Origin of the sequence: Ideonella sp., assembly GCF_035254525.1 — a bacterium.
Taxonomy (GTDB): domain Bacteria; phylum Pseudomonadota; class Gammaproteobacteria; order Burkholderiales; family Burkholderiaceae_C; genus Ideonella.
Genome location: NZ_DATFAN010000156.1, coordinates 1 through 13,197 on the forward strand (window position 1 = coordinate 1; position 13,197 = coordinate 13,197).

Consider the following 13,197-nt stretch of genomic DNA (forward strand, 5'->3'; position numbering starts at 1 on the left):
ACCAGCGACTCCGGGTCCAGCCCGAGCAGGTTGTCCTCATCGGTGCCGTAGGCCAGCAGCGGCTCGGGCGAGCGTGCGGCGATGCGTTGCAGCTCGGCCTCCTGCTGGGCAGCGCTGCTGCCCTCGCGGAACGGTTTGTAGGCGTACTCGATCGCCCAGTAGTCGTAGGGGCCCAGGGTGCTCTGGAACGGCGCCGGCGCCGGCTCGCCCGGACGGCCCAGGTTGACCGGCGCGTACTCCATCACCGAGCCGGCCAGGCTGTGGCTGCGGGTGAACTCGGGGTCGGAGAGCTGCCGGTCGCTGTAGATGCGCGAGGAGCGGAAGTTGTGCCGCAGGCCCAGCGTGTGGCCGACTTCGTGCATCGTCACGTCGAACAGATAGGCCTGCACGAAGGCCTCGGCCTCGGGGCTGTCGGGGTCGAGGTCGCCGCGCGCCTCGAGCACGTCGAGCGCATAGCCCAGCTGCTCGGCGGCCAGTGCGCCATGCTGGCACTGCAGCGCATCCTCGCCGTGCTGCATCAGCTCGGACAGCCGCGCCGGGTCGTCCGATTGCAGCAAGGCAGCCGCGTCGGCCATCGGCCGCCCCGTGAGGATCTGGGAACGCACGTAGCGACGGTCGCGCGACGACAGGCTCTCGATGCCGATGTCGGCATCGAGGATCTCGCCGGTGCGCGGGTCGACGTGGCTGGGGCCGATCGCGCCGAAGGCCGGATCGGCGTTGGTCATCCAGCGGATCGAGGCGACCCGCAGGTCCAGCGTGTCGAAGGTGGCGTCATCGGGCTGCTGCTTGACGACCAGCGCGTTCTTGAAGCCGATGCGCTCGAAGGCGGCGTTCCAGGCCAGAGCACCGCGCGTGATGGTGTCGCGGTACTTCAGCGGCACGTCGCGGTCGAGCCAGAAGGTGATCGGCTTGACGGGCTCCGACAGCTCGGCCGCCGGGTCCTTCTTCTCGAGCCGCCAGCGTCGCACGTAATGGCGATTCGGCGTGCGCGCGTTGTCGTTGCCGAAATCGAGCACGGTGGTCGTGAAGTAGCCGATGCGCGGGTCGGCCCGGCGCGGGTTCATCGGCTGCGCCGGCAAGGCGGCCAGCGAGTAGTGAACGCCGAGGAACATGCTGCGCGGGTCGGGCAGCGTGTTGGGCAGTTGCGGCACCGGCGCGGTCGGTGGCTGCCCGGGCATGGCTGACGCCAGGCTGGCGGTGGCGAAGTGCAGGTTCAGCTCCAGCGTCACCACGTCCGGCTCGCTGCGCACGGTGGTGAAGGCGGAGTTGCGCGCATCGAAGTTGTAGTTCTGCCGGTAGGTGCGCTGCAGGTTGATCCCGAGGCCGAGCAGGTCGGCGACGAAGATGCCGTTCGCCTCGACGAGCACCGCCTTCGTGTCGGCCTGCGGCAGGCTGGCGACGGGGGCGCTGCCCAGCAGGCTGTCGGAGAAGGCGATGGCCACCGAGCGCGCCTCGGGCGAGCCGGCCGCGGCGAGGTAACGCTCGTTGCGCGCCACCAGCAACACCTGGTTGTGCTGGCGGCGGAACTCGACGATCTGCGGCCGCCCCCAGAGCCCGTAGCCGAGCATGCTGCCGCCGAAGAGGGCCTGCTCGCCGATGCCATGCGACAGCTTGGGCGAGAGGAACAGCGGCTTGTTGAAATCGCCGGGCCGCAGCTCGAACCAGACCTTTTCGTCCTTCTGCCACAGCGGCAGCAGGCCGTCGGTCCGGTGCGCTTCCTTGATGACGGTGGCGAAGGGCGGCGGGGCGCCTGCCGCCGGGGTGGCGGGCGGGGTGCCGGGCTTGGCGCCGGTCGCCACCGCCTGGCTCGCTGCCGAGGCCGGGGCATCCGCCGCCACGGCAGCCCCCGGCGGGGTGGCCGCCGGCACCGCGGCACAGGCCGCCAGGCTCAACAGCAGCCCGGCGCAGGTCAAGGTGCACCCGAGGCGGGCGCGGTCGGCGGCGAAAAGCATGTCTTGGCGGTATCGGCCCGGCGGGCGGGAGGCGAAAGAACGTCGCGGCACCGAGCAATTGGTACCGCGACGGCGCAGGGTCCAGCGATTGTGCCGCGCAGGGCCGCGGCCCTGCGCGGCCCGTGTGCTTCGAGTCTGCTCAGTTCAGAGAGTTCGCCCCGTCCCGGCGCGGTTCGCGTTGCGCGTCGCGCTTGCGCTCCTGGCGTTCCTGCTGGCGCTCGACCTGCCGCTCCTGCTGGCGCTCTTCGCGCGGCACGGCACGCGGGGCAGGCTGCTGCATCGGTTGCACGGGCTGCATGGGTTGCATCGGCTGGACCGGACGCATCGCCCGCGGCGCGGCCTCGCGTTGCTCGCGCGGTTCGCGCTGCGGCGCCGGCGTGAAGCCGGGTGCGTCGTCCTCGCGACGCGGCTGCGGCACCACGCGGCTCGGTTCGCGCTGCGGTTGGCTGACCGGCGGGCGAGGCACGTGCTGGCGCACGCCGTCGGGCTGGGCGGCCGGAGCCACCGGCGCGCCGGCGGTGCCGGGCGCGGCGCCTTGCGGGTTGCCGCGCTGCGGGCGAACGTCCTGCCGGCTGTCCTGCCGCGTTTCCGGCCGCGCATCCGGCCCATCGCGGCCCTCGCGCACGGCAGCACCGGGCTGCGGCCGGCCGGTCGCGGGCCCGTCGGGCTGGCGCGCGGCCGGCGCCATGCCGCCACGCGGGTCGTTCGGGTTGCCTCGCGAGACCGCGCGGCCGGGCGGCGGCGTGACGACCGCCCTGCCCGGCTGAACCGGCTGGCGCGGCGCGAACGAGGCGTTCGGCGGCGTCGGCGGGGTGACCGGCTCGAAGCCGCGCTGACTGCGAACCGCGCGAACGACCGCGTCGTCCGCCGGGCGGGCCGCTGCCGCGACCGCCTGGCGGCGGGTCAGCACATCCGAAGACACCACCGTCACGCCACCGGCCACGCCGCTGTTGGCATACATGATCGGCCGGCTCGGCCGCGGCCCCGGCTGGTTCACGTGGGTCACGTTGACCCGCGTGATGTACACCGGCGAGACGCGGTAGGCGGGGTAGTAGACCTCGCGCGGCGCCAGCGGCACCCAGCCCACGGGCTGACCGCCGCCGATGTTCACCGACACGCTCAGGTGCGGCCCACCGACCCAGGCCACCATGGCCGGCGCATAGACCGGCCGGCGCACGTAAACGCCCGGCGCCCAGCACCAGCGGCTGCCCCAGTAGACCCAGCGGCCGTAGTGGAACGGTGCGAAGCCCCAGGAGGCATCGTCCACCCAGGTCCAGCCCCAGGGGCGCACCCAGGCCCAGTGCCCGTAGCGGTACGGCGACCAGCCGGCCACCACGGTCGTCGGGTACCAGATCGCGCCGTACTCGGGGTGCGTGGCCCACTGGCCATTGCGATCCAGGTCTTCGGCGCCAGTCATCTCGGGTGAGATCGGGTGCTGCGCGGCGTACTGCTGGTCGCGCGCGTCGTCGCTGCGCACCCATTGGTCGAAGTCGTCATTGACCGGCGTGGACCAGCTGTAATGCGTGCGCCGGTCGTTCGGGTCGAACCACAGGTCGGCGCGCTGGCCGGGGTGCAGCGTCAGCTGGCTGTCGCCCGACTCGAAGTCGAGCTCGCCCAAGGTCGCGCCGGCAAAACTGCCGCGGTCGCTGCGGTCGATCCGGAACAGGCCCGGGCCGCGCGGCATGAAGCGACCTTCCGGCGTGGTGAACTGCACCTCGCGGGCCACCTCGGGCTCGCGCACCCGCAGCGAGGCGGTGCCGCCGTGCAGCGTCAGTTCAATGCGGTCGTCGTCCAGGCGGCTGATCTCGAGGTCGCTCGCCTCGTCGAGGCGGACCGTGGTCGAGCCGATCTGCACCTCGGCGCGGCCACCGCGGTCGGTGGCGATGCGGTCGGCCGTCGTGACCGGCCGGTTGATCGCCGCGGTCTGCCACTCGCCCTGGCCTTCCTCGAGCAGCCAGACCTGCCCGCGCAGCTCGGCCAGCCGGCCGACACGGCCCGGCGGGTCATCGTCGGCGTGTGCCGGCAGCGCCAGCAGCCCCAGGCCGCCGGCCAGCAGCGCCGCCGCGAGGCCGCGTGCGGCCTGGGCCCAGCGATGTTTCCAAATGTTCATGACTTGTCTCCAGAGGATCCAGGTTCTCAACGCCGCTGCGGGCCGGCCGGCTGACCGGGGCATGTTGCCGGGGTGTAACCGCGCACCGGGCGCGGGCCGCAAAAGACCTTCACTCGTCGCCCGCCGGGTCCAGGCCCGGGAACAGCACGCTGGTGTAGCCGAGCCGGGTCAGGTCGCGCATGCGGGTGGGGTACAGGCGCCCGATCAGGTGGTCGCATTCATGCTGCACCACCCGGGCATGGAAGCCCTCGGCCTCGCGCTCGATGGTTCGCCCGGCCACGTCGACCCCACGGTAGCGGATGCGGCGATGGCGCGGCACGATGCCGCGCAAACCCGGCACCGACAGGCAGCCTTCCCAGCCTTCTTCCTCGGCGAAGCTGCCGTCGGCCTCGGGCAGCGGCGTGATCTCGGGGTTCAGCAGCACGGTCCGGGGCACCGGCGGCGCATCGGGGTAGCGCTCGCTGCGCTCGAAGCCGAAGATCACCACCTGCAGGTCAACGCCGATCTGCGGCGCCGCCAGGCCGGCGCCGTTGGCCGCCGCCATCGTGTCGAACATGTCCTGCACCAGCGCGTGCAGGTCGGGGGTGTCGAATGCCGTGACCGGCGGCGCCACCCGCAACAACCGCGGGTCGCCCATCTTCAGGATCTCTCGCACCGCCATCGCCGGCCATTCCTTCGGTTTGCCGAGAAAGGCGGGCATTATCCGGCCCAGCATGAAAACCACGACTTCCTACGTCGGCCTGCTGCGCGGCATCAACGTCGGCAAGGCCAAGCGCATGCCGATGGCCGAGCTGCGCGCCCTGGTCGGCTCGCTCGGCTACAGCCGGGTCGAGACCCTGCTGAACAGCGGCAACGTCGTCTTCCACGGCCCGACCGGCTCGGCCGACGAGGCCGCCCGGCGAATCGAAGCCGCCCTGCCCGCGCAGTTCGGCTTCGAAGCCAAGCTGACCGTGCTCGACGGTGGCCAGTGGCGCGAGCTGCTCTCCGACAACCCGCTGCTGGCCCGGATGACCGACCCGTCGCGGCTGCTTGTGGCCGTCTGGCGCAACACGGCGGCGCGCGCCGCGCTCGACAAGCTGGCCCGGCAGGATTGGGCGCCCGACGCGATCTCACGCGGCCGCCATGCCGCCTACGTGCTGTGCACCGACGGCATCCTGGCCAGCCCCGCGGCACAGGCGCTGGACAAGGCCCTGCGCGACGAGGTGACGACGCGCAACTGGGCCACCGCGCTGAAGATCGGCGCCCTGCTCGACGCCGCCTGAGCGCCCGCGCCGGGCATTTCCCGCCTGAAGCGGCTGGCGACGCTGATCGCCGACTCGGCCGCCGGCCTGCGGCTCGGCCACACGACGAAGTACAGCGGCAACCAGGGCAAGTAGCTCAGCCCTCGAGCAGCGCGCGCAGGCCGGCTTCGTCCAGCACGGTCACGCCGAGCTCGCGCGCCTTGTCCAGCTTGCTGCCGGCCTCCTCGCCGGCGATCACGTAGTGGGTCTTCTTCGAGACGGACCCCGTCACCTTGCCGCCCGCCGCCTCGATCAGCTCCTTGGCCTCGTCGCGGCTCAGGGTGGGCAGCGTGCCGGTCAGCACCAGCGTCTTGCCCAGCAGCGGCCGCGGCGCATCGCTCGCGGTGCCCTGGCTGTCGGGCCAGTGCACGCCGGCCGCGCGCAGTTGCTCGACCACCTCGCGGTGGTGCGGCTGGTCGAAGAAGTGGCGGATGCTCTCGGCGACGATCGGGCCGACATCGTTCACTTCGAGCAGCTCCTCGACGCGCGCATCCATCAGCCGGTCGATGTTGCCGAAGTGGCGCGCCAGGTCCTTGGCCGTCGTCTCGCCCACCTGGCGGATGCCCAGGCTGTAGAGAAAGCGCGCCAGCGTCGTCGACTTGCTCTTCTCGATCCCCGCCAGCAGGTTCTGCGCGCTCTTGTCGCCCATGCGGTCCAGCGCCGCGAGGCTGGTGAAGCCGAGCTTGTAGATGTCGGGCACGGTCTTCACGATGCCGGCGTCGACCAATTGGTCGACCAGCTTGTCGCCCAGCCCCTCGATGTCCATCGCGCGGCGGCCGGCGAAGTGCAGCAGCGCCTGCTTGCGCTGTGCCGGGCAGGTCAGGCCGCCGGTGCAGCGCCAGTCGGCCTCACCCTCCAGCCGCTCAATCGGGCTGCCGCAGACGGGGCACTGGCCATGCAGGCGCTTGTAGAGGTCGAAGGCCTCGCCGGCATTCGCCGGCCGCCGATCGGCGACCACGCCGACCACCTCGGGGATCACGTCCCCCGCGCGGCGCACGATCACCGTGTCGCCGATGCGAACGTCCTTGCGCCGGGTCTCGTCCTCGTTGTGCAGCGTGGCGTTGCTGACCGTCGTGCCGCCGACGAACACCGGCTCGAGCTTGGCCACCGGCGTCAGCTTGCCGGTGCGGCCGACCTGGATGTCGATGTCGAGCAGCCGGGTCATCTGCTCCTGCGCCGGGTACTTGTGCGCCACCGCCCAGCGCGGCTCGCGGCTGACGAAGCCCAGGCGCGCCTGGATCGCGCGGTCGTTGACCTTGTAGACCACGCCGTCGATGTCGAACGGCAGCGCGTCGCGCTTCTCGCCCATGCGGCGGTGGAAGTCGACCAGCCCGGCCGCCCCGTGGACCACCGCGCGATCGGCACACACCGGCACGCCGAGCACCGCGATCGCGTCGAGCAGCGCGCTGTGGGTGTCGGGCACCGCCCAATCCTTCACCTCGCCCAGGCCGTAGGCGAAGAAGCTCAACGGCCGCTTCGCCGCGATCGCCGGGTCGAGCTGGCGCACCGCACCGGCGGCGGCATTGCGCGGGTTGACGAAGGTCTTCTCGTTCTTCGCCCCACCGGCGATCAGCGTGCGCTGGCGCTCGTTCAGCGCCTCGAAATCGTCGCGCCGCATGTAGACCTCGCCGCGGATCTCGAGCACCGGCGCCTCGCACTCCCACAAGCGCAGCGGAATCTGGTTGATCGTGCGGATGTTCTGCGTCACGTCCTCGCCGGTCTCGCCATCGCCGCGCGTGGCGGCCTGCACCAGCACACCGTGCTCGTAGCGCAGGTTGATCGCCAGGCCGTCGAACTTCAGCTCGGCGGCGTATTCGACCGGCGGCTCGCCCTCGGTCAGCCCGAGCTCGCGCCGCACCCGGCCATCGAAGGCCTCGGCGCCGCCGGCCGTCGTGTCGGTCTCGGTGCGGATGCTGAGCATCGGCACGGCATGGCGCACCGGCGTGAAGCCGTCGAGCACCTTGCCGAGCACGCGCTGCGTCGGCGAATCGGGCGTGCGCAGCGCGGGGTGGGCCTCTTCGAGCGCCTGCAGCTCCTGGAACAGCTTGTCGTACTCGGCGTCCGGGATCTCGGGCGCGTCGAGCACGTAGTAGGCGTGGGCGTGGTGCTGCAGTTGTGTGCGCAGCTCGGCGGCGCGCTTGGCGGGGGCAGAGTGATCAGCGTGTCCTGGCATGCGGCGGGAGTGTGCCTCATGGCGCCAGCCCCTCGCCAGGCCCCGCCTGCGTGACGCGCGTGACCATCACCTGGTCGACCCGGTACCGGTCCACATCCATCACCTCAAAGCGCCAGCCCTGCCAAACGACCCGGTCGGTGCGCTTGGGGATTCGGCGCAGCATCACCATCAGGAAGCCGGCCAGGGTGTCGTACTGGCCGGCCTGGGGCCACTCGTCGATGCCCAGCGCGCGCTGCAGGTCGGGCACCGGGGTGCTGCCATCGGCGAGGAAGCTGCCGTCGTCGCGGCGGACGATCTGCTCCTCGTCGTGCGACGAGACCATGCTGCCCATCACCGTGCTCATCACGTCGTTGAGGGTGATCACGCCGACGACCAGGCTGTATTCGTTGACGATGACGGCGAAGTCCTCGTGCGCGCTGCGGAACTGGGTCAGCATCTCGGCCAGCGTCAGCCGGTCGGGGACGATCAGCACCTTCTTGACCAGGCCGGCATCGCTGCAGGCGCGCAGCCCGATGGGCTGGCCCAGCAGCATGCGCTGGAACAGGTCGGTCGCGTCGATGTAGCCCAGTACCTCGTCGATGCCCTCGCCGCAGACCAGGTAGGTCGAGTGCGGCGCCTCGGCCACGCGGTTGCGCAGCAGCGCCTCTTCGTCGTCCATCGACAGCCAAACGACGCGTTCGCGGGTGGTCATCGCGCTCTCGACGGTGCGGGTGTCGAGCTCGAAGATGTTCTCGATCGCCTGTTGCTCGTGGCTGGCTACGGCGCCGCCCTGAGCGCCGGCTTCGGTCAGCGCAAGGATGTCGTGGTGCGTCACGCGGTCGTCGCGCTGCTGCGGCAGGCCGAGCAGGCGCGACAGCGCATCCGACAGGCCATTGAAGATCCAGACCAGCGGCTTGAGCAGCGCGGTCAGCACGCTCATCGGGCCGACCGTGCGCATCGCCAGCCGCTCCGGGTCGTTCATGCCCAGGCGCCTGGGCACCAGGTCGGCCAGCACGATGAACAGCGAGGTGATGATCAGGAACGAGAGCGCGAAACCGAACGTCTGCGCCCGCTCCGCCGGCATGGCATAGCCGAGCAAGGCGGCGAAATGCGGGGTCAGCGCCCCCTCGCCGACGATGCCGCCGAGGATCGCGACCATGTTCAGGCCGATCTGCACGACCGTGAAGTAGTGGCCGGGGGCGTTCTGCACCGCGATGACCCGTTCGGCACGGGTGTCGCCGTCGTCGGCCAGGCGCCGCAGCCTGAGTCGGCGCGCCGCGGCCATCGAGATCTCGGCCACCGAGAAGAACGCAGCGCCGGCGATCAGCAGCGCGATGATCAGCAGTTGGCTCAGCATGGCCGCGAGCATACGGCCAGTCGGCGGGCCTGGCTCGTTAGCTGAACAGGCGCCGTGCGGCGGGGCTGCCGGCGGCGAGGTCGCGTTCCTCCAGCGCCCGGTAGAGCCGATCCAGCTCCTGCCCGATGGCGGCGAAGGCGTGCAGCGTGATCGGCTGGCCCTGGTCGTCGACCAGCGTCGCGTCCAGGTCGTCGGCCAGCTTGCGGGCGCACTCCTGCCAGGCCGCGAAGGGCTCGGCGCTCTCCAGCGTCTGCGGCACGTCCAGGCTCAACAGGAGCTCGCGCAAGGCCGCGTGGCCGGGGTCTTCGGCCAGCGCGGCCTGGGGGTCGAAGGCCAGCACCAGCACCGGCGGGGCGCCCTCTTCCGCCGCCGGCAGCACGAGGCGGCCGGGCACCGAACCGGGCACGAAGCCATGGCGACTGGCGGCCTGCTGGATGTAGCCGACCGACCAGGCGATCGAGTTGGCGCGCAGCACGGTCGTCAGCTGCGCGTCGTGCTGGCTGGCAAAGGCATCGAGCTCGCGGGCGCGGGCCACGGCGTCGAGCATGTCGGGGAAGTCGGCCATCGCGCTCAGGCCCTCGGCAAAGGCCTCGATCTTCTGCACGAACTCGGAGTACTCGATCTCGTTGACCGCCCCGTGGCGGTTGGCCATTTGCAGCCCGGCCTGGAACTGGCCGTAGCGCTCGCCCGGGCGCGGCAGCTCCCAGTCGCTGGTCTCGGCGTTCAGGCCCTCGATGTGGAAGGGCTTGGTGCCGGCGCGGCGGCTGCCGGGCAGGTGCTGCAGCGCGAGGTCGCCGGTCACCGGCGATTCGGGCGTGATGGTCGCGATCGCGTCGATCAGCGCATCGACCTTGGCCTGGCGGCGCAGCGTTGCGCTGGGCAGCGGGCGCGGGTCACCCAGGTCGCCGTGGTCGGCGTGCTGGGCGTGAGGATCCGGCGCCAGCGTGGGCTCGGTGCGCACGGCGGGCTCGCCGCCGGCGGCCATCTGCGGCAGCCGCGGCTGCTCGCGCCGGGCGGTCCAGGCGCCGTGCACCACCACGGCCAGCAGCACCAGCCCGGCCAGCATCGCCAGCGCCACGGTCAGCGTCATCTTGCCTGCCCCATCGTCATGCCGCCTCCACCATGCTGACCGCCGCTTCCATGTCGACCGCCACGATGCGCGAGACGCCCTGCTCCTGCATCGTCACGCCGATCAGCTGCTCGGCCATTTCCATCGCGATCTTGTTGTGCGAGATGAACAGGAACTGCGTGCCCTTGGACATCTCGCTGACCAGCTTGGCGTAGCGCTCGGTGTTGGCGTCGTCCAGCGGCGCATCCACCTCGTCGAGCAGGCAGAACGGCGCCGGGTTCAGCAGGAAGATGGCAAACACCAGCGCGATCGCGGTCAGCGCCTTCTCGCCACCCGACAGCAGGTGGATGGTCGAGTTCTTCTTGCCCGGCGGCTGCGCCATCACCTGCACGCCGGCATCGAGCACCTCGTCGCCGGTCATGATCAGCTTGGCCTGCCCGCCGCCGAAGAGGCTGGGGAACATGCGGCCGAAACCCTCGTTGACCTGGTTGAAGGTGCTCATCAGCAGGTCGCGGGTTTCCAGGTCGATCTTGTGGATCGCGTCTTCCAGCGTGCTGATCGCGTCGTTCAGGTCGGCGTTCTGCGCATCGAGGAAGGTCTTGCGCTCGCGCGCCGCGCTCAACTCGTCCAGCGCCGCGAGGTTCACCGCGCCGAGCGCCGCGATCTCGCGGTTGATGCGGTCGATCTCGCCTTGCAGGCCCCAGAGCTTGACCTTGCCGTCTTCGATGGTCTGGGCCAGGGCGGCCAGGTCGACCTCGGCGGCGGTGAGCTGCTCCATGTACTGCGCGCCGCCGAGCTGGGCGGCCTGGGCTTCGAGCTGCAGCTTGGTGATCTGCTCGCGCAGCGGATCCAGGCTGCGCTCGAACTGCAGGCGCTGCTCGTCGGCCGCGCGCAGCTTGGCCGACAGGTCGTCGTATTCGCTGCGCGTGGCCGCCAGCGCGGCTTCCTTGTCGAGCTTGACCGCCAGTGCGTCCTGCAGGCCGGCCTGGGCCGCGGCATCGTTGAAGCTGCCGAGCTCGAGCTGCAGCTGCTCGCCGGCCTGGGCATTGGCCTGGACCTGGCTGGCCGCCGTCTCGATCGACCGCTGCAGCTCGCCGCGGCGCGCCGCGAGCGCGCGGGCCTGAAACTGTGCCTCCTGCGCCTGGCGCTCGAGCGAGCGCAGTTGCTCGCGCGCGTCGGCCTGCCGGCGCTCGGCCTGGATCACGGCCTCTTCCAGCTCGGCGTGGCGCTCCTGTGTGTCGGCGAGCTGCATGTCCAGCTCCTCGAAGCGCGCCTCGCCGGTCACGCGGCGTTCGGAGATCTCTTCCATCTGGCCGTCGATCTCGGCCAGCTCCTGTTCGAGCTGGTTGCGGCGCGTGCTCGCGGCCTCGGCCTGCTGGCTCAGCCGCAGCAGCTCGACGTGCAGCTGGTGCGCCCGGGTCTGCACCTCGGCCGACTCGCGGCGTGCGATCACCAGGCGCTGCGAGGCCTCGGTGTAGGCCGCCTCGTGGCGGACCAGCGCGGTGCGCGCCTCGTCGGCGATCAGCGCCTGCGCGCGGCTGCCGCGCTCGAGGCTCTCGATCTCCTGGGCGCGGGCCAGCATGCCGGCCTGCTCGGAATCGGGCGCATAGAAGGCCACCGCGAACTGCGACACCGCGTGGCCGTCGCGGGTCATGATGACCTCGCCGTGGGTCAGCTGGCCGCGCTGGGCCAGCGCCTCGTCGAGGCTGCCGGCCGTGTAGACGCCTTCGAGCCAGTCGTTCAGCAGCGCCGTCAGGCCGGCGTCGTTCAGGCGCAGCAGCTCGCTCAGGCGCGGCAGTGTCTGGTGGGTGTTGGCGATCGCGGCCTGCGGCAGCGAATAGAAGGCCAGCTTGGCGGGCGGCGCATCGGCGGCGAAGGCGCGCACGATGTCGAGCCGGCCGACCGACAGCGCGTTGAGCCGCTCGCGCAACGCCGACTCCAGCGCCACTTCCCAGCCCGATTCGATGTGGATCCGGGTCCACAAGCCCTGCAGCCCCTCCAGCCCGTGCTTGGCGAGCCAGGGCTTGAGCTTGCCCTCGGTCTGCACCTTCTCCTGCAGCGCGCGCAGCGCCTCCAGCCGGGCCGACAGGTCGGCCTGCCTGGCCGATTCGCGGTTCACGGCGTCGTGCTGGGTGCGGCGCTGCTCGTCGAGCAGCGGCACCTCTTCGCTCAGCTCGTGCAGGCGCGCGTCGGCCTCGTCGCGCGAGGCGTCGGCGGCTTCGCTGTCTTCCTTCAGCTGCGCCAGGCGCTCGGTGTCCGGCGCGGCCAGGCCCTGGCGTTCGGCGGCCAGGCGCTCGCGGCGGGTGCGCAGTGCGCGGGTCTGCTCGTCGAGGTTGCGGCTTTCGACGGCCAGCAGCTGGATCTGCTGCTGCACCTGGGTGACCTGGCCACGCTGCTCGTTGGCCTTGGCCTGCGCGGCACGCACGGCATCCTCGAACTGCGGCGCCGACATCGATTGCTCTTCGGCCTGCGCAGCGAGGATTTCAGCCTGCTCCTCGGCCGCGGCGATCTGCTCGGCGATCGTCTCCAGCTCGGCCTCGGCATCGCCCTGGCGCGCGGCCCACTGGGCGTTCTGCGCCTGCAGGTCAGCCAGCCGCGCCTCGGCGCGCTGGCGCCCTTCGACGACGTAGCGGATGCGCTCTTCGAGCCGGCTCACCTCGAGCTGCGCCTGCGCGAGGTCGCCCTGCCTGGTGTGCAGCGCGTCGGACGCGGCGTAGTGTGCCTGGCGCACGGTCTCGAGCTCGGCCTCGACATGGCGCAGCTCGGCCAGTCGGGCTTCGAGCGCGTTGGTCGCTTCGAGCGAGGCGAGCTTGACGCGCTCTTCCTCGGCGGCCGCGTCGCGGTGCTTGAGGAACCAGAGCTGGTGCAGCTTCAGCGTGCCCTGATCCTGCAGCGTGCGGTACTGCGAGGCCACCTCGGCCTGGCGCTCGAGCTTGTCGAGGTTGGCGTTCAGCTCGCGCAGGATGTCTTCGACACGGGTCAGGTTCTCGCGCGTGTCCTTCAGCCGGTTCTCGGTCTCGCGGCGACGCTCCTTGTACTTGGAGACACCCGCGGCTTCCTCGAGGAACAGCCGCAACTCCTCGGGCTTGGATTCGATGATCCGGCTGATCGTGCCCTGGCCGATGATGGCGTACGCACGGGGGCCCAGGCCCGTGCCGAGGAACACGTCCTGCACGTCCCGCCGCCGCACCGGCTGGTTGTTGATGTAGTAGCTGCTGGTGCCGTCGCGCGTCAGCACGCGCTTGACCGCCACTTCGGCGTACTGGCCCCACTGGCC

General features: G+C 71.3%; 8 protein-coding genes. 1 reads left to right on the top strand and 7 read right to left on the bottom strand.

All coding sequences use genetic code 11. The annotated features are described in order from the left end of the window. From VJ693_RS15670 to def, 3 genes are all read right to left on the bottom strand, one after another. On the bottom strand, positions 1 to 1,952 hold a 1,952-nt coding region (locus VJ693_RS15670; RefSeq protein ID WP_324155578.1), incomplete at its 3' end, for a zinc-dependent metalloprotease. A gap of 139 nt (positions 1,953 to 2,091) precedes the next feature. Further along, the gene (locus tag VJ693_RS15675) at positions 2,092 to 4,062 is read right to left on the bottom strand and encodes a DUF6600 domain-containing protein (RefSeq protein WP_324155580.1); all 1,971 of its coding nucleotides are present in this window, start codon (positions 4,060 to 4,062) and stop codon (positions 2,092 to 2,094) included. Between the two features lie 109 nt (positions 4,063 to 4,171). Beyond that, the gene (def, locus tag VJ693_RS15680) at positions 4,172 to 4,723 is read right to left on the bottom strand and encodes a peptide deformylase (protein ID WP_324155591.1); all 552 of its coding nucleotides are present in this window, start codon (positions 4,721 to 4,723) and stop codon (positions 4,172 to 4,174) included. 52 nt (positions 4,724 to 4,775) lie between these two features. On the opposite strand from def, the gene VJ693_RS15685 reads away from it, so the two are divergent. Continuing rightward, positions 4,776 to 5,324 (top strand): DUF1697 domain-containing protein, encoded by a 549-nt coding sequence (locus VJ693_RS15685; protein ID WP_324155581.1) that lies wholly within the window; start codon positions 4,776 to 4,778, stop codon positions 5,322 to 5,324. 115 nt (positions 5,325 to 5,439) lie between these two features. Here VJ693_RS15685 and ligA read toward each other — a convergent pair whose 3' ends face one another. The 4 genes from ligA to smc form a co-directional block, all read right to left on the bottom strand. Then, positions 5,440 to 7,515, bottom strand: coding sequence for an NAD-dependent DNA ligase LigA (gene ligA, locus VJ693_RS15690; protein WP_324155583.1), 2,076 nt, complete (start codon positions 7,513 to 7,515; stop codon positions 5,440 to 5,442). Between the two features lie 16 nt (positions 7,516 to 7,531). Beyond that, positions 7,532 to 8,851 (bottom strand): hemolysin family protein, encoded by a 1,320-nt coding sequence (locus tag VJ693_RS15695; RefSeq protein ID WP_324155585.1) that lies wholly within the window; start codon positions 8,849 to 8,851, stop codon positions 7,532 to 7,534. A gap of 37 nt (positions 8,852 to 8,888) precedes the next feature. Beyond that, the gene (locus VJ693_RS15700; protein ID WP_324155587.1) at positions 8,889 to 9,941 is read right to left on the bottom strand and encodes a cell division protein ZipA C-terminal FtsZ-binding domain-containing protein; all 1,053 of its coding nucleotides are present in this window, start codon (positions 9,939 to 9,941) and stop codon (positions 8,889 to 8,891) included. Between the two features lie 16 nt (positions 9,942 to 9,957). After that, the coding region (smc, locus tag VJ693_RS15705; protein ID WP_324155589.1) for a chromosome segregation protein SMC at positions 9,958 to 13,197 on the bottom strand (3,240 nt) is incomplete at its 5' end.

Bases quoted from the DNA above. Each gene is read 5' to 3' on its own strand.
- VJ693_RS15675 (WP_324155580.1), bottom strand. From the start codon at position 4,062: ATGAACATTTGGAAACATCGCTGGGCCCAGGCCGCACGCGGCCTCGCG.
- def (WP_324155591.1), bottom strand. From the start codon at position 4,723: ATGGCGGTGCGAGAGATCCTGAAGATGGGCGACCCGCGGTTGTTGCGG.
- VJ693_RS15685 (WP_324155581.1), top strand. From the start codon at position 4,776: ATGAAAACCACGACTTCCTACGTCGGCCTGCTGCGCGGCATCAACGTC.
- ligA (WP_324155583.1), bottom strand. From the start codon at position 7,515: ATGCCAGGACACGCTGATCACTCTGCCCCCGCCAAGCGCGCCGCCGAG.
- VJ693_RS15695 (WP_324155585.1), bottom strand. From the start codon at position 8,851: ATGCTGAGCCAACTGCTGATCATCGCGCTGCTGATCGCCGGCGCTGCG.
- VJ693_RS15700 (WP_324155587.1), bottom strand. From the start codon at position 9,941: ATGACGCTGACCGTGGCGCTGGCGATGCTGGCCGGGCTGGTGCTGCTG.